This window comes from Enterobacter sp. EGD-HP1 (genome assembly GCF_000733275.2).
Lineage (GTDB): Bacteria > Pseudomonadota > Gammaproteobacteria > Enterobacterales > Enterobacteriaceae > Enterobacter.
In genome coordinates this window covers 58,227-74,147 of record NZ_AVOP01000010.1, presented here as the reverse complement: position 1 = coordinate 74,147, position 15,921 = coordinate 58,227, and the positions used below count along the sequence as shown (strand labels likewise).

16 protein-coding genes are annotated in these 15,921 nt (G+C 53.3%); all 16 read left to right on the top strand.

Going from position 1 to position 15,921, the window contains the following annotated elements:
- Positions 1–45: 45 nt before the first annotated feature.
- The 16 genes from rsmG to pstB all read left to right on the top strand — a co-directional run bounded on the left by rsmG (position 46) and on the right by pstB (position 15,895).
- Positions 46–669, top strand: a complete 624-nt coding sequence (rsmG, locus tag N037_RS08640) for a 16S rRNA (guanine(527)-N(7))-methyltransferase RsmG (protein ID WP_032640320.1) — start codon at positions 46–48, stop codon at positions 667–669.
- A 616-nt stretch (positions 670–1,285) separates the two neighbouring features.
- Positions 1,286–1,666 (top strand): F0F1 ATP synthase subunit I, encoded by a 381-nt coding sequence (gene atpI, locus N037_RS08635; protein WP_023333920.1) that lies wholly within the window; start codon positions 1,286–1,288, stop codon positions 1,664–1,666.
- An 8-nt stretch (positions 1,667–1,674) separates the two neighbouring features.
- Complete coding sequence (gene atpB / locus N037_RS08630; protein ID WP_023309789.1) at positions 1,675–2,490, top strand: F0F1 ATP synthase subunit A; 816 nt, start codon at positions 1,675–1,677, stop codon at positions 2,488–2,490.
- Between the two features lie 49 nt (positions 2,491–2,539).
- Complete coding sequence (gene atpE, locus N037_RS08625; protein WP_000429386.1) at positions 2,540–2,779, top strand: F0F1 ATP synthase subunit C; 240 nt, start codon at positions 2,540–2,542, stop codon at positions 2,777–2,779.
- A gap of 48 nt (positions 2,780–2,827) precedes the next feature.
- Positions 2,828–3,298, top strand: a complete 471-nt coding sequence (gene atpF, locus N037_RS08620) for a F0F1 ATP synthase subunit B (RefSeq protein WP_014072436.1) — start codon at positions 2,828–2,830, stop codon at positions 3,296–3,298.
- 14 nt (positions 3,299–3,312) lie between these two features.
- A complete protein-coding gene (atpH, locus tag N037_RS08615; RefSeq protein WP_023309790.1) occupies positions 3,313–3,846 on the top strand; it encodes a F0F1 ATP synthase subunit delta in 534 nt (177 codons plus the stop codon).
- A 12-nt stretch (positions 3,847–3,858) separates the two neighbouring features.
- Complete coding sequence (gene atpA / locus N037_RS08610) at positions 3,859–5,400, top strand: F0F1 ATP synthase subunit alpha (RefSeq protein WP_006808751.1); 1,542 nt, start codon at positions 3,859–3,861, stop codon at positions 5,398–5,400.
- 51 nt (positions 5,401–5,451) lie between these two features.
- Entirely contained in the window at positions 5,452–6,315 is an 864-nt protein-coding gene (gene atpG / locus N037_RS08605) for a F0F1 ATP synthase subunit gamma (RefSeq protein ID WP_023333921.1), read from the top strand.
- A 31-nt stretch (positions 6,316–6,346) separates the two neighbouring features.
- Positions 6,347–7,729 (top strand): F0F1 ATP synthase subunit beta, encoded by a 1,383-nt coding sequence (gene atpD / locus N037_RS08600; protein WP_006177559.1) that lies wholly within the window; start codon positions 6,347–6,349, stop codon positions 7,727–7,729.
- A 20-nt stretch (positions 7,730–7,749) separates the two neighbouring features.
- Positions 7,750–8,169 carry a F0F1 ATP synthase subunit epsilon gene (locus N037_RS08595; RefSeq protein WP_006177560.1) on the top strand — a complete coding sequence of 140 codons (420 nt, stop codon included), beginning with the start codon at positions 7,750–7,752 and terminating at the stop codon, positions 8,167–8,169.
- Between the two features lie 138 nt (positions 8,170–8,307).
- Entirely contained in the window at positions 8,308–9,678 is a 1,371-nt protein-coding gene (gene glmU / locus N037_RS08590) for a bifunctional UDP-N-acetylglucosamine diphosphorylase/glucosamine-1-phosphate N-acetyltransferase GlmU (protein ID WP_023333922.1), read from the top strand.
- A 225-nt stretch (positions 9,679–9,903) separates the two neighbouring features.
- The gene (gene glmS / locus N037_RS08585; RefSeq protein WP_023333923.1) at positions 9,904–11,733 is read left to right on the top strand and encodes a glutamine--fructose-6-phosphate transaminase (isomerizing); all 1,830 of its coding nucleotides are present in this window, start codon (positions 9,904–9,906) and stop codon (positions 11,731–11,733) included.
- A 322-nt stretch (positions 11,734–12,055) separates the two neighbouring features.
- Positions 12,056–13,096, top strand: coding sequence for a phosphate ABC transporter substrate-binding protein PstS (gene pstS, locus N037_RS08580; protein ID WP_032640318.1), 1,041 nt, complete (start codon positions 12,056–12,058; stop codon positions 13,094–13,096).
- A gap of 128 nt (positions 13,097–13,224) precedes the next feature.
- Complete coding sequence (pstC, locus tag N037_RS08575) at positions 13,225–14,184, top strand: phosphate ABC transporter permease PstC (protein ID WP_032640314.1); 960 nt, start codon at positions 13,225–13,227, stop codon at positions 14,182–14,184.
- A complete protein-coding gene (pstA, locus tag N037_RS08570) occupies positions 14,184–15,074 on the top strand; it encodes a phosphate ABC transporter permease PstA (protein ID WP_023309794.1) in 891 nt (296 codons plus the stop codon). The genes pstC and pstA overlap by 1 nt, the downstream gene beginning before the upstream one ends.
- A 47-nt stretch (positions 15,075–15,121) precedes the next feature.
- Positions 15,122–15,895: a phosphate ABC transporter ATP-binding protein PstB gene (pstB, locus tag N037_RS08565; protein ID WP_010426574.1), complete on the top strand. Its 774-nt coding sequence runs from the start codon at positions 15,122–15,124 to the stop codon at positions 15,893–15,895.
- The last annotated feature ends 26 nt before the right edge of the window (positions 15,896–15,921 follow it).

The following is a 15,921-nucleotide window of genomic DNA, read 5'->3' as shown; positions in this document are numbered from 1 at the left end:
AGCGGCAGCGCCACCGGGCGAAAAATCGCTAAACAGGTATTCACCGTGCTCAACAAACTCTCTCGTCTGCTGGATCAGGCAGGTATTTCGCTCACCGATCACCAGAAAAATCAGCTGGTGGCCTATGTCGATATGCTGAACAAATGGAACAAAGCGTACAACCTGACGTCGGTACGTGACCCCAGCGAGATGCTCGTTCGCCATATTCTCGATAGCATTGTGGTTGCGCCATATCTGAAAGGTGAGCGTTTCATCGACGTGGGAACGGGCCCGGGTTTACCGGGCGTTCCGCTGTCGATTGTTCGCCCTGAAAGCCATTTCACGCTGCTGGACAGTCTTGGCAAGCGCGTGCGCTTTTTACGTCAGGTTCAGCATGAGCTGAAGCTTGAGAACATTACGCCCGTACAGAGCAGGGTAGAGGAATTCCCGGCAGAGCCGCCGTTTGATGGGGTTATCAGCCGTGCTTTTGCGTCGCTCAACGATATGGTGAGCTGGTGCAAGCACTTACCGGCAGAGAACGGACGCTTTTATGCGCTGAAAGGGCAGTTGCCAGGCGATGAGATTGAACAGCTTCCGGACGGATTTGCTGTTGAATCCATCGAGAAATTAAACATTCCTCAGCTCGATGGGGAACGTCATCTGGTGATAATTAAGCCAAACAATTTTTAAAAATTTAATAAAAAATGTGGAATTTGTGCTGTTCCTGGCATGTTAAAAAACAGCACAACTACCGGGGATTTACCGGTGAGCCTTTAACCTCTTTTTCACTCAGGGTTTTCTTCCGGTTAACGTAATGTCTATTGTTCACCGTGAAGATAGTCATCTGTGAAAATATAAGTCTGCTAAAAATGGAAGGCAGTAACCAGAACGCAATGTTAATTATTTATTAAGAATGTCAATAAAAGGTTTTTATTGTGTACTGGGCTGTTTTGAAAATAGTTACGACGTTTTGCTTTTAATTTCATAAAGATAAATTTACGCGATTTGCGCCTTTGATAAATACAACCTTATCGCAAATGTGTGTTTTGTGATCTCGTGCACGCTTTATCGTCAACGTTTTCGCGCTGTTTGCAGTTTTGCTCGAAGGTTGACGCTTTCGGCGAAAGTTAAAAAATAGCGGTGGGGAAAAATATTTAAACATTTATTCACCTTTTCGCTACTTAATGTTTGAAATCACGGGTGCGCACCGTATAATTTGACCGCTTTTTGATGCTTGACTCTGAGCCTTAAAGGACGTTTTATACGACACGCGGCATACCTCGAAGGGAGCAGGAGTAAAAACGTGATGTCTGTGTCGCTCTTGAGTAGAAACGTTGCTCGTAAGCTTCTGTTCGTTCAGTTTCTGGCTGTGATAGCAAGTGGACTGCTGTTTAGCCTCAAAGACCCCTTCTGGGGCATCTCCGCCGTGTGCGGGGGTTTGGCGGTTGTGCTGCCAAACGTGTTGTTTATGATTTTTGCCTGGCGTCATCAGGCGCATACACCCGCCAAAGGCCGCGTGGCCTGGTCCTTCGCCCTCGGCGAAGTGTGTAAGGTGTTGCTGACCTTTGCTCTACTGGTGATGGCGCTGGCGGTTTTGAAAGTGGTCTTCATGCCGCTGATAGCAACGTGGGTTTTGGTGCTGGTGGTACAAGTTCTGGCTCCAGCTGTAATCAATAACAAAGGGTAAAAGGCATCATGGCTTCAGAAAATATGACGCCGCAGGATTACATAGGTCACCATCTGAATAACCTTCAGCTGGACCTGCGTACATTCTCGCTGGTGGATCCACATAACCCCCCGGCCACCTTCTGGACGATCAACATCGACTCCATGTTCTTCTCGGTGGTATTGGGTCTTCTGTTCCTGGCCATGTTCCGCGGTGTTGCTAAACGAGCGACCAGCGGTGTACCAGGGAAATTCCAGACCTTCATCGAAATGATCATCGGCTTCGTCCATGGCAGCGTCAAAGACATGTACCATGGTAAGAGCAAGCTGATTGCTCCGCTGGCCCTGACCGTGTTCGTTTGGGTCTTCCTGATGAACCTGATGGACCTGCTGCCAATCGATCTGCTGCCGTTTATCGGCGAGCACATCTTCGGCCTGCCTGCACTGCGCGTGGTTCCGTCTGCTGACGTGAACATCACCCTGTCGATGGCGCTGGGCGTATTTATCCTGATTCTTTTCTACAGCATCAAAATGAAAGGCGTAAGCGGCTTTGTGAAAGAGCTTACCTTGCAGCCGTTCAACCACTGGGCGTTTATTCCGGTCAACCTGATCCTGGAAGGCGTTAGCCTGCTGTCCAAACCTGTTTCACTGGGTCTGCGACTGTTCGGCAACATGTATGCGGGTGAGCTGATTTTCATTCTGATCGCGGGTCTTCTGCCGTGGTGGTCACAGTGGATTCTTAATGTGCCATGGGCCATTTTCCACATCCTGATCATTACGCTGCAAGCCTTTATCTTCATGGTTCTGACGATCGTCTATCTGTCGATGGCGTCTGAAGAGCACTGATTTTTTACCAACACTACTACGTTTTAATTGAAACAAACTGGAGACTGTCATGGAAAACCTGAATATGGATCTGCTGTACATGGCTGCCGCTGTGATGATGGGTCTGGCGGCTATCGGTGCTGCGATCGGTATCGGCATCCTCGGGGGCAAATTCCTGGAAGGCGCAGCGCGTCAACCTGATCTGATTCCTCTGCTGCGTACTCAGTTCTTTATCGTTATGGGTCTGGTGGATGCAATCCCAATGATCGCTGTAGGTCTGGGTCTGTACGTGATGTTTGCTGTCGCGTAGTAGTAGTTTTAAAACCCTAAGCCACAGAAATTAAAGAGGTATTGTGCTGTGAACATGAACGCAACAATCCTCGGCCAGGCCATCGCGTTTATTCTCTTTGTCTGGTTCTGCATGAAGTATGTATGGCCGCCTTTAATGGCTGCCATCGAAAAACGTCAGAAAGAAATTGCTGACGGTCTGGCTTCCGCAGAACGCGCTAAGAAAGATTTGGACCTTGCACAGGCCAACGCGACAGACCAGCTGAAAAAAGCGAAAGCTGAAGCTCAGGTTATCATCGAACAGGCTAACAAACGCCGTTCGCAGATCCTGGACGAAGCCAAAGCTGAAGCAGAACAGGAACGTACTAAGATCGTGACACAGGCTCAGGCAGAAATTGATGCTGAGCGTAAACGTGCTCGTGAAGAACTGCGTAAGCAGGTTGCGATTCTGGCTGTTGCTGGCGCCGAGAAGATCATCGAACGTTCCGTGGATGAAGCTGCTAACAGCGACATCGTGGACAAACTTGTCGCTGAACTGTAAGGAGGGAGGGGCTGATGTCTGAATTTGTTACGGTAGCTCGCCCCTACGCCAAAGCAGCTTTTGACTTTGCTGTCGAACACCAAAATGTCGATCGCTGGCAGGATATGCTGGCGTTTGCCGCTGAGGTGACGAAAAACGAACAAATGGCTGAGTTGCTTTCTGGTGCGTTAGCACCTGAAACTCTCGCCGCGTCGTTTATCGCCGTGTGCGGAGAGCAACTGGATGCCAATGGCCAGAACCTGATTAAGGTGATGGCAGAAAATGGTCGTCTCCGTGTGCTCCCGGATGTTCTCGAGCAGTTTGAGCACTTACGTGCCCTTAGTGAAGCAACCGCTGAAGTCGAAGTGACTTCTGCGACTGAACTGAGTAACGAACAGCTTGCGAAAATCACCGCCGCGATGGAAAAACGTCTGTCACGCAAAGTTAAGCTGAATTGCAAAATCGATAAGTCTGTAATGGCAGGCGTAATCATCCGTTCGGGTGATATGGTCATTGATGGCAGCGTACGCGGCCGTCTTGAGCGCCTTGCAGACGTCTTGCAGTCTTAAGGGGACTGGAGCATGCAACTGAATTCCACCGAAATCAGCGAACTGATCAAGCAGCGCATTGCTCAGTTCAGTGTTGTGAGTGAAGCTCACAACGAAGGTACTATTGTTTCTGTAAGTGACGGTGTTATCCGCATCCACGGCCTTGCCGATTGTATGCAGGGTGAGATGATTTCCCTGCCGGGTAACCGTTACGCTATCGCACTGAACCTGGAGCGCGACTCCGTAGGTGCAGTTGTGATGGGCCCATACGCTGACCTCGCCGAAGGCATGAAGGTTAAGTGTACTGGCCGTATTCTGGAAGTACCGGTTGGCCGTGGCCTGCTGGGCCGCGTTGTTAACACCCTGGGTGCGCCAATCGACGGTAAAGGTCCGGTTGAGCACGATGGCTTCTCCCCAATCGAAGTTATCGCACCAGGCGTTATCGACCGTCAGTCCGTAGATCAGCCAGTGCAGACTGGTTATAAGTCCGTTGATGCCATGATCCCAATCGGTCGTGGCCAGCGTGAACTGATCATCGGTGACCGTCAGACCGGTAAAACCGCGATGGCAATCGACGCCATCATTAACCAGCGTGACTCCGGTATCAAATGCGTGTACGTGGCCATCGGCCAGAAAGCGTCCACCATTTCCAACGTGGTTCGTAAGCTGGAAGAGCACGGCGCACTGTCTAACACCATCGTTGTGGTAGCGACCGCGTCTGAATCTGCTGCACTGCAATACCTGGCGCCATACGCCGGTTGCGCAATGGGCGAATACTTCCGTGATCGCGGTGAAGATGCGCTGATCGTATACGATGACCTGTCTAAACAGGCTGTTGCTTATCGTCAGGTTTCCCTGCTGCTCCGTCGTCCACCTGGACGTGAAGCGTTCCCTGGCGACGTATTCTACCTCCACTCTCGTCTGCTGGAGCGTGCTTCCCGCGTTAACGCGGAATACGTCGAGAACTTCACTAAAGGTGAAGTGAAGGGTAAAACGGGCTCTCTGACCGCTCTGCCGATCATTGAAACCCAGGCGGGTGACGTTTCTGCGTTCGTTCCGACCAACGTAATCTCCATTACCGATGGTCAGATCTTCCTGGAAACTAACCTGTTTAACTCCGGTATTCGTCCGGCGGTTAACCCGGGTATCTCCGTATCCCGTGTTGGTGGTGCTGCTCAGACCAAGATCATCAAGAAACTGTCCGGTGGTATCCGTACCGCGCTGGCACAGTATCGTGAACTGGCTGCGTTCTCTCAGTTCGCATCCGATCTGGACGAAGCAACCCGTAAACAGCTGAGCCACGGCCAGAAAGTGACCGAGCTGCTGAAGCAGAAACAGTACGCACCAATGTCTGTTGCTCAGCAGGGCCTGGTACTGTTCGCGGCTGAACGCGGTTACCTCGAAGATGTGGAACTGGCGAAAATCGGTAGCTTCGAAGCCGCTCTGCTGGCTTACGTCGACCGTGATCACGCTCCGCTGATGCAAGAGATCAACCAGACCGGTGGCTATAACGACGAAATCGAAGGCAAGCTGAAAGCTATCCTCGATTCCTTCAAAGCAACCCAATCCTGGTAATCGTCCGGCGGCTTGTCTCAGGACAAGCCGCCTGGCATTGAGGAGAAGCTCATGGCCGGCGCAAAAGAGATACGTAGTAAGATCGCAAGCGTCCAGAACACGCAAAAGATCACTAAAGCGATGGAGATGGTCGCCGCTTCCAAAATGCGTAAATCGCAGGATCGCATGGCGGCCAGCCGTCCTTATGCAGAAACCATGCGCAAAGTGATTGGTCACCTTGCAAACGGTAATCTGGAATATAAGCACCCTTACCTGGAAGAACGCGACGTTAAGCGCGTGGGCTACCTGGTGGTGTCGACCGACCGTGGTCTGTGTGGCGGCTTGAACATTAACCTGTTCAAAAAACTGCTGGCGGATATGAAAGCATGGTCTGAAAAAGGCGTTCAGTGCGATATCGCAATGATCGGCTCTAAAGGCGTCTCTTTCTTTAACTCCGTTGGTGGCAACATTGTCGCTCAGGTGACCGGTATGGGTGATAACCCGTCCCTGTCCGAACTGATCGGCCCGGTTAAAGTGATGTTGCAGGCCTATGATGAAGGCCGTCTGGACAGACTGTACGTTGTCAGCAACAAATTCATTAACACCATGTCTCAGGTTCCAACGCTCACTCAGATGCTGCCGTTACCGGCATCAGAAGATGACGAGCTGAAGCACAAAGCCTGGGATTACCTGTATGAACCCGATCCGAAACCGCTGCTGGATACCCTGCTGCGTCGTTACGTTGAATCTCAGGTTTATCAGGGCGTTGTAGAAAACCTGGCCAGCGAGCAGGCCGCACGAATGGTGGCGATGAAAGCCGCGACCGATAATGGCGGCAGCCTGATTAAAGAGCTGCAGTTGGTTTACAACAAAGCTCGTCAGGCCAGCATTACTCAGGAACTCACCGAGATCGTCTCGGGGGCCGCCGCGGTTTAACCAGGTTTACGAATTACGTAGAGGATTCAAGATGGCTACTGGAAAGATTGTCCAGGTAATCGGCGCCGTGGTGGACGTCGAGTTCCCTCAGGACGCCGTACCACGCGTGTACGACGCGCTTGAGGTACAGAATGGTAACGAGAGCCTGGTGCTGGAAGTTCAGCAGCAGCTCGGCGGCGGTATCGTGCGTACCATCGCAATGGGTTCTTCCGACGGTCTGCGTCGTGGTCTGGAAGTCAAAGACCTTGAGCACCCGATCGAAGTCCCGGTAGGTAAAGCAACACTGGGTCGTATCATGAACGTATTGGGTCAGCCAATCGACATGAAAGGCGACATCGGTGAAGAAGAGCGTTGGGCTATCCACCGCGCGGCACCTTCCTACGAAGAGCTGTCCAGCTCTCAGGAACTGCTGGAAACCGGTATCAAAGTTATCGACCTGATGTGTCCGTTCGCGAAGGGCGGTAAAGTCGGTCTGTTCGGTGGTGCGGGTGTTGGTAAAACTGTAAACATGATGGAGCTGATCCGTAACATCGCGATCGAGCACTCCGGTTACTCTGTGTTTGCGGGCGTAGGTGAACGTACTCGTGAGGGTAACGACTTCTACCACGAAATGACCGACTCCAATGTTCTGGACAAAGTATCCCTGGTTTACGGCCAGATGAACGAGCCACCAGGAAACCGTCTGCGCGTTGCGCTGACCGGTCTGACTATGGCTGAGAAGTTCCGTGACGAAGGCCGTGACGTTCTGCTGTTCGTTGATAACATCTACCGTTACACCCTGGCCGGTACTGAAGTATCTGCACTGCTGGGTCGTATGCCTTCAGCGGTAGGTTATCAGCCTACGCTGGCGGAAGAGATGGGTGTTCTTCAGGAACGTATCACCTCTACCAAAACCGGTTCTATCACCTCCGTTCAGGCGGTATACGTACCTGCGGATGACTTGACTGACCCATCTCCAGCAACCACCTTTGCTCACTTAGACGCAACCGTGGTACTGAGCCGTCAGATCGCGTCTCTGGGTATCTACCCGGCCGTTGACCCGCTGGACTCCACCAGCCGTCAGCTGGATCCACTGGTAGTTGGTCAGGAACACTACGACACCGCGCGTGGCGTACAGTCCCTGCTGCAGCGTTACCAGGAACTGAAAGACATCATCGCCATCCTGGGTATGGATGAACTGTCTGAAGAAGACAAACTGGTGGTAGCACGTGCGCGTAAGATCCAGCGCTTCCTGTCCCAGCCATTCTTCGTTGCGGAAGTATTCACCGGTTCCCCAGGTAAATACGTTTCCCTGAAAGACACCATCCGTGGCTTTAAAGGCATCATGGAAGGCGAATACGATCACCTGCCGGAGCAGGCGTTCTACATGGTTGGTTCCATCGACGAAGCCGTGGAAAAAGCCAAAAAACTTTAACGCCTTAATCGGAGGGTGATATGGCAATGACTTACCACCTGGACGTCGTCAGCGCAGAGCAACAAATGTTCTCTGGTCTGGTCGAGAAAATCCAGGTAACGGGTAGTGAAGGTGAACTGGGTATTTTCCCAGGTCACGCACCGCTGCTCACCGCCATTAAGCCTGGTATGATCCGCATCGTTAAACAGTTCGGTCACGAAGAGTTTATCTATCTGTCTGGCGGCATTCTTGAAGTGCAGCCTGGCAGTGTGACCGTTCTGGCCGATACCGCTATCCGTGGACAGGATCTCGACGAAGCGCGAGCCCTGGAATCGAAGCGTAAGGCTGAAGAGCACATTAGCAGCTCTCATGGTGACGTGGATTACGCTCAGGCGTCTGCGGAGCTGGCCAAAGCGATCGCGAAACTGCGCGTTATCGAGTTGACCAAAAAAGCGATGTAACACCGGCTTGAAAAGCACAAAAGCCAGTCTGGATACCAGGCTGGCTTTTTTTTTCGGCCTTAATTCATGATTAAAAAGATGTAGAATTTTAAGCATCAAACGTTTTTACTTCACACTCAAACTACCGTCAGGATGCGTATGTCAAACAGTGCGATGAGCGTGGTGATCCTTGCCGCTGGCAAAGGGACCCGCATGTATTCCGATCTGCCTAAGGTGCTCCACACGCTTGCAGGAAAGCCAATGGTGCAGCATGTCATTGATGCAGCGAATGAACTGGGTGCCAGTCAGGTTCATCTGGTCTACGGCCACGGCGGCGATCTGCTTAAAAAGACGCTGAGCGATGACAAGCTCAACTGGGTGCTTCAGGCAGAACAGCTGGGCACAGGCCATGCGATGCAACAGGCTGCGCCCTTCTTTGCGGATGACGAAGACATTTTGATGCTCTACGGCGATGTCCCGCTGATCTCCGTTGAAACACTGACTCGCCTGCGTGAAGCCAAACCGCAGGGTGGCATCGGTTTGTTAACCGTCGTGCTGGACGATCCAACCGGTTATGGCCGCATCACCCGTGAAAACGGCAACGTCACGGGGATTGTTGAGCATAAAGATGCCAGCGACGAGCAGCGCCAGATTCAGGAGATCAACACCGGTATCCTGATTGCCAATGGCGCGGATATGAAGCGCTGGCTGTCCAAACTCAACAACAACAACGCGCAGGGTGAATACTACATCACCGACATCATTGCGATGGCCTACCATGAAGGGCGTGAAATTGCCGCCGTTCATCCGGCGCGCATCAGCGAAACGGACGGCGTCAATAACCGCCTTCAGCTTTCCCGTCTTGAGCGTATTTATCAGTCCGAGCAGGCCGAAAAACTGCTGCTGGCAGGCGTGATGCTGCGCGATCCGGCGCGTTTCGATTTGCGTGGTTCGTTATCTCACGGGCGTGACGTTGAAATTGATACTAACGTTATCCTCGAAGGTCACGTCACGCTGGGCAATCGCGTCAAAATTGGCGCCGGCTGCGTGATTAAAAACAGCGTCATCGGTGACGACTGCGAAATCAGCCCGTACAGCGTGGTAGAAGATGCCCGTCTGGATGCCGCCTGTACCATCGGCCCGTTTGCGCGTCTGCGCCCGGGCGCTGAGCTGCTGGAAGGCGCTCACGTGGGTAACTTCGTGGAAATGAAAAAAGCGCGTCTGGGTAAAGGCTCGAAAGCCGGTCATCTGACCTATCTGGGCGATGCGGAAATTGGTAATAACGTGAATATTGGTGCAGGGACTATTACCTGTAACTATGACGGCGCCAATAAGTTTAAAACCATCATCGGTGATGATGTGTTTGTTGGCTCCGATACGCAGCTGGTGGCGCCTGTTACCGTGGGTAATGGGGTGACCATTGCCGCCGGAACAACCGTGACGCGCGATGTGGCCGAGAACGAGCTGGTGTTAAGCCGCGTTCCGCAGGTCAGCAAGCAGGGCTGGAAACGCCCGGTGAAGAAAAAGTAACAACAAGGCGGGTGGCGCTACGCTTACCCGCCCTACGATTGAGTAGGCCTGATAAGGCGTAGCCGACATCAGGCAAACCCGGGAGAGGAGATAAATATATATCTCCCCCCACAAGCAGTACCCATAAAAATAACCCCACTCTCTACAAGGCTCGGGGTGCCCGGAAAGGGCAAATACAGGTCAGCGACAACGCAGGCGTAATGCCTAAATTCGGAATCTAAAATTATGTGTGGAATTGTTGGCGCAGTTGCGCAGCGTGATATTGCTGAAATCCTTCTCGAAGGTTTACGTCGTCTGGAATACCGTGGTTACGACTCCGCCGGTCTGGCTGTCGTCGATGCAGAAGGTCATATGACCCGTCTGCGTCGTCTCGGTAAAGTGCAGATGCTGGCCCAGGCCGCGGAGGAACATCCGCTGCATGGGGGGACCGGTATTGCGCACACCCGCTGGGCGACGCACGGCGAACCGTCTGAAGGTAACGCGCACCCGCATGTGTCTGAACACATCGTGGTCGTGCACAACGGCATTATCGAAAACCACGAACCGCTGCGCGAAGAACTGAAAGCGCGCGGCTACACCTTCGTCTCTGAAACTGACACCGAAGTGATTGCTCACCTGGTGCACTGGGAGCTGGAGCAGGGCGGCACGCTGCGTGATGCGGTGCTGCGTGCTATCCCTCAGTTGCGCGGTGCGTACGGTACGGTGATCATGGATTCCCGCGACCCGTCCACGCTGCTTGCCGCGCGTTCCGGTAGCCCGATGGTTATCGGTCTGGGCATGGGCGAAAACTTCATCGCTTCTGACCAGCTGGCGCTCCTGCCGGTTACCCGTCGCTTTATCTTCCTCGAAGAGGGGGATATCGCGGAAGTGACTCGCCGCAGCGTGACCGTATTCGATACCAAAGGCGAGCAGGTGAAACGTCAGGAGATCGAATCGAATCTGCAGTACGACGCGGGCGACAAAGGCGCTTACCGTCACTACATGCAGAAAGAGATTTACGAGCAGCCAAACGCCATCAAAAACACCCTGACCGGGCGCATCAGCCACGGTGAAGTGGACCTGAGCGAGCTGGGCGCAAACGCGAACGAACTGCTCGGTAAAGTTGAGCATATTCAGATCGTGGCCTGCGGCACCTCCTACAACTCAGGTATGGTTTCTCGCTACTGGTTTGAATCCCTGGCCGGTGTGCCGTGCGATGTGGAAATCGCGTCTGAATTCCGCTATCGCAAATCTGCGGTGCGTCGTAACAGCCTGATGATCACCCTTTCCCAGTCCGGCGAAACGGCGGATACGCTGGCCGCGCTGCGTCTCTCTAAAGAGCTGGGTTACCTGGGCTCGCTGGCCATCTGTAACGTTCCTGGCTCCTCGCTGGTGCGTGAGTCCGATCTGGCGCTGATGACCAAAGCGGGTACCGAAATCGGCGTGGCCTCCACCAAAGCGTTTACTACTCAGCTGACCGTACTGCTGATGCTGGTGGCGAAGCTGGCGCGTCTGAAAGGCGAAGATGCTTCCGTTGAGCATGACATCGTTCATGGCCTGCAGGCACTGCCGAGCCGTATTGAGCAGATGCTGTCTCAGGACAAACGCATTGAAGCGCTGGCGGAAGATTTCTCTGACAAACATCACGCCCTGTTCCTGGGCCGTGGCGATCAGTATCCGATTGCGCTGGAAGGCGCGCTGAAGCTGAAAGAGATTTCCTACATTCACGCAGAAGCCTATGCGGCAGGCGAGCTGAAGCACGGCCCGCTGGCGCTGATTGACGCGGATATGCCGGTCATCGTTGTGGCACCAAACAACGAACTGCTGGAAAAACTGAAATCTAACATCGAAGAAGTGCGCGCCCGCGGCGGCGTACTGTACGTCTTCGCCGATCAAGATGCCGGTTTTGTCAGCAATGACAACATGCACATCATCGAGATGCCGCACGTTGAAGAGGTGATTGCACCGATCTTCTACACCGTTCCGCTGCAGCTGCTGGCCTATCACGTTGCGCTGATCAAAGGCACCGACGTTGACCAGCCGCGTAACCTGGCAAAATCGGTTACCGTAGAATAATCCCTTCAGGCTCCACCTTCGGGTGGAGCTTTTTTATCCCGCCCGGTTTGTTTTTAATCAATCCTTTCTCGTTTTTAATAATGACAATCTGTCATCTTCAGCTACTTTTTTCAGTGTCACATAAAGAAAATATTTCTGAAAACGCCTTGTCATAAAAGTAGATAACGCAATGAAAATTAATGATTATTTTGCATATTTTTAAGTGAAATTTTCATTGTCATAAAACTGTCATAATTCGTACATTTATCTGTCACCTGTTTGTCCTATTTTGCTCATCGTAGCCACTTAAACAATGATTTACGAAATCCTTGCAGGAGACATTATGAAAGTTATGCGTACCACTGTCGCAACTGTTGTCGCCGCGACCTTATCTCTGAGCGCGTTCTCTGTATTTGCAGAAGCAAGCCTGACTGGCGCTGGTGCAACCTTCCCTGCGCCGGTGTATGCCAAATGGGCGGATACCTACCAGAAAGAAACCGGTAACAAGGTTAACTATCAGGGTATCGGCTCCTCCGGTGGCGTTAAACAAATTACCGCGAACACGGTTGATTTCGGCGCATCAGACGCTCCGCTGTCTGATGACAAACTGGCTCAGGAAGGCCTGTTCCAGTTCCCGACCGTGATCGGTGGCGTGGTTCTGGCCATCAACCTGCCGGGCGTGAAGTCGGGTGAGCTGGTGCTGGACGGCAAAACCCTGGGTGACATCTACCTGGGCAAAATCAAAAAATGGGATGACGAAGCGATCGCTAAACTCAACCCAGGCCTGAAGCTGCCTTCTCAGAACATCGCCGTGGTGCGCCGCGCGGATGGTTCCGGTACCTCTTTCGTGTTCACCAGCTACCTGGCAAAAGTGAACGAAGAGTGGAAATCTAAAGTCGGCTCCGGCTCTACCGTTAACTGGCCAACCGGTCTGGGCGGTAAAGGTAACGACGGTATCGCCGCGTTCGTACAGCGTCTGCCTGGCTCAATTGGTTACGTAGAGTATGCGTACGCTAAGCAGAACAACCTGTCCTACACCAAGCTGGTTTCAGCCGACGGCAAAGCGGTTAGCCCGACCGAAGAGAACTTTGCTAACGCCGCGAAAGGCGCTGACTGGAGCAAATCCTTCGCGCAGGATCTGACTAACCAGAAAGGCGAAGGTGCATGGCCAATCACCTCTACCACCTTCATCCTGGTTCACAAAGAGCAGAAGAAACCTGAGCAGGGCGCTGAAGTGCTGAAGTTCTTCGACTGGGCGTACAAAAACGGCGGTAAACAGGCTAATGCCCTGGATTACGCTACCCTGCCGGACAACGTGGTTGAGCAGATTCGCGCTGCATGGAAAACCAACGTGAAAGACAGCAGCGGTAAAGCGCTGTACTAACAGGATATATTTAACGAAGATGGCGGGTGGCGCTGCGCTTACCCGCCCTACGGTTTAAGCTGTAGGCCCGGTAAGCGTCAGCGCCACCGGGCATATTCGTAAAAACGTCTCAAACAGAAGAGTAATTTATGGCTGCAACCAAGCCTGCATTTAACCCTCCGGGTAAAAAAGGTGACATGATTTTCAGCGCGCTGGTAAAACTGGCTGCGCTGATTGTGCTATTGCTGCTGGGCGGCATTATCGTTTCTCTGATTTTCTCCTCATGGCCGAGCATCCAGAAATTCGGTTTCTCCTTCCTGTGGACCAAAGAGTGGGACGCGCCGAACGACATCTACGGTGCCCTGGTGCCGATTTACGGCACGCTGGTGACCTCGTTCATCGCCCTGCTGATTGCGGTTCCGGTGAGCTTTGGTATTGCCCTGTTCCTGACGGAGCTGGCGCCGGGCTGGCTGCGTCGTCCGCTGGGGATCGCCATCGAACTGCTGGCGGCCATTCCGAGTATCGTTTACGGCATGTGGGGCCTGTTCATCTTTGCTCCGCTGTTCGCCACATACTTCCAGGAACCGGTCGGTAACGTTCTTTCCTCAATTCCGTTTGTGGGGGCGCTGTTCTCCGGCCCGGCTTTCGGTATCGGCATTCTGGCGGCAGGTGTGATCCTCGCCATCATGATTATTCCGTACATTGCGGCGGTTATGCGCGATGTCTTCGAACAAACGCCGGTGATGATGAAAGAGTCGGCCTACGGCATCGGCTGCACCACCTGGGAAGTTATCTGGCGCATTGTCCTTCCGTTCACCAAAAATGGGGTGATCGGGGGCGTGATGCTGGGCTTAGGTCGTGCGCTGGGTGAAACCATGGCGGTCACTTTTATCATCGGTAACACCTACCAGCTCGACAGCGTGTCGCTTTACATGCCGGGTAACAGTATTACTTCGGCGCTGGCGAATGAATTTGCGGAAGCGGAATCGGGTCTGCACGTGGCGGCGCTGATGGAGCTGGGTCTGATTCTGTTCGTTATCACCTTCATTGTTCTGGCGATTTCCAAGCTGATGATTATGCGCCTCGCTAAAAATGAGGGAGCACGCTAATGGCCACTCTCGAAATGCAAGCTACCGCTGAACTGGCGGAATCCCGCCGCAAAATGCAGGCCAGACGCCGCATGAAAAACCGTATTGCCCTGTCGCTCTCTATGGCTACGATGGCATTCGGCCTGTTCTGGCTGGTCTGGATCCTCTTCTCGACGGTCGTTCGCGGGATTGACGGGATGTCACTGTCGCTGTTCACCGAAATGACGCCGCCGCCGAACACGGCGGGTGGTGGCCTGGCGAATGCCCTGGCGGGCAGCGGCCTGCTGATCCTGTGGGCGACGGTCTTCGGCACGCCGCTGGGCATCATGGCGGGCATCTATCTGGCAGAATACGGTCGTAAATCCTGGCTGGCGGAAGTGATTCGCTTCATCAACGACATTCTGCTGTCAGCCCCGTCTATCGTCGTGGGTCTGTTTGTTTACACCGTGGTGGTGGCGCAGATGGAACACTTCTCCGGCTGGGCGGGTGTGATTGCCCTGGCGCTGCTGCAGGTGCCGATTGTTATTCGAACCACCGAGAACATGCTGAAACTGGTGCCGGACAGCCTGCGTGAAGCGGCTTATGCGCTGGGTACGCCGAAATGGAAGATGATCTCTGCGATTACGCTGAAGGCGTCCGTCTCCGGGATCATGACCGGTATCCTGCTGGCGGTTGCGCGTATCGCTGGTGAAACGGCGCCGCTGCTGTTTACGTCTCTCTCCAACCAGTTCTGGAGCACGGACATGATGCAGCCGATCGCCAACCTGCCGGTGACGATCTTTAAATTTGCGATGAGCCCATTCGCGGAATGGCAGCAGCTGGCCTGGGCCGGGGTGCTGATCATTACCCTTTGCGTACTGTTGCTGAACATTCTGGCGCGCGTCATTTTCGCGAAGAAGAAACACGGTTAATTTTTTACGGCGCGGCAGCTCGCGGCGCCGAATGAGGAAATGAGTCAATGAGTATGGTTGATACTGCCCCGGGTAAGATTCAGGTTCGTGATTTGAACTTCTACTACGGCAAATTCCATGCCCTGAAGAATATCAACCTGGATATCGCGAAGAACCAGGTCACGGCATTTATCGGTCCGTCCGGCTGCGGAAAATCCACGCTGCTGCGTACCTTTAACAAAATGTATTCGCTCTATCCGGAGCAGCGCGCTGAAGGTGAAATCATCCTGGACGGCGAAAACATTCTGACCCAGGCTCAGGATATTGCCCTGCTGCGCGCCAAAGTGGGGATGGTGTTCCAGAAACCAACGCCCTTCCCGATGTCCATTTATGACAACATCGCGTTCGGCGTTCGCCTGTTCGAAAAGCTCTCCCGTGCCGATATGGACGAGCGCGTGCAGTGGGCTTTGACCAAGGCCGCATTATGGAACGAAACCAAAGATAAGTTGCACCAGAGCGGTTACTCTCTCTCCGGTGGTCAGCAGCAGCGTCTGTGCATTGCGCGCGGTATCGCTATTCGCCCGGAAGTGTTGCTGCTGGATGAGCCGTGTTCAGCGCTGGACCCGATCTCAACCGGCCGTATTGAAGAGCTGATCACCGAGCTGAAGCAGGATTACACCGTGGTTATCGTGACCCATAACATGCAGCAGGCTGCACGTTGTTCCGATCACACGGCGTTTATGTACCTGGGCGAGTTGATTGAGTTCAGCGATACGGACGCGCTGTTCACCAGGCCCGCGAAGAAACAAACCGAAGATTACATTACTGGCCGCTACGGTTGATTTGCCTTAGTGCATGTGGAGAAACC

Excerpts from the sequence above, each read along its gene's own strand:
- atpI (WP_023333920.1), top strand. The coding sequence starts at position 1,286 with ATGTCTGTGTCGCTCTTGAGTAGAAACGTTGCTCGTAAGCTTCTGTTC.
- atpB (WP_023309789.1), top strand. The coding sequence starts at position 1,675 with ATGGCTTCAGAAAATATGACGCCGCAGGATTACATAGGTCACCATCTG.
- atpE (WP_000429386.1), top strand. The coding sequence starts at position 2,540 with ATGGAAAACCTGAATATGGATCTGCTGTACATGGCTGCCGCTGTGATG.
- atpH (WP_023309790.1), top strand. The coding sequence starts at position 3,313 with ATGTCTGAATTTGTTACGGTAGCTCGCCCCTACGCCAAAGCAGCTTTT.
- atpA (WP_006808751.1), top strand. The coding sequence starts at position 3,859 with ATGCAACTGAATTCCACCGAAATCAGCGAACTGATCAAGCAGCGCATT.
- atpG (WP_023333921.1), top strand. The coding sequence starts at position 5,452 with ATGGCCGGCGCAAAAGAGATACGTAGTAAGATCGCAAGCGTCCAGAAC.
- atpD (WP_006177559.1), top strand. The coding sequence starts at position 6,347 with ATGGCTACTGGAAAGATTGTCCAGGTAATCGGCGCCGTGGTGGACGTC.
- N037_RS08595 (WP_006177560.1), top strand. The coding sequence starts at position 7,750 with ATGGCAATGACTTACCACCTGGACGTCGTCAGCGCAGAGCAACAAATG.
- glmU (WP_023333922.1), top strand. The coding sequence starts at position 8,308 with ATGTCAAACAGTGCGATGAGCGTGGTGATCCTTGCCGCTGGCAAAGGG.
- glmS (WP_023333923.1), top strand. The coding sequence starts at position 9,904 with ATGTGTGGAATTGTTGGCGCAGTTGCGCAGCGTGATATTGCTGAAATC.
- pstS (WP_032640318.1), top strand. The coding sequence starts at position 12,056 with ATGAAAGTTATGCGTACCACTGTCGCAACTGTTGTCGCCGCGACCTTA.
- pstC (WP_032640314.1), top strand. The coding sequence starts at position 13,225 with ATGGCTGCAACCAAGCCTGCATTTAACCCTCCGGGTAAAAAAGGTGAC.
- pstA (WP_023309794.1), top strand. The coding sequence starts at position 14,184 with ATGGCCACTCTCGAAATGCAAGCTACCGCTGAACTGGCGGAATCCCGC.
- pstB (WP_010426574.1), top strand. The coding sequence starts at position 15,122 with ATGAGTATGGTTGATACTGCCCCGGGTAAGATTCAGGTTCGTGATTTG.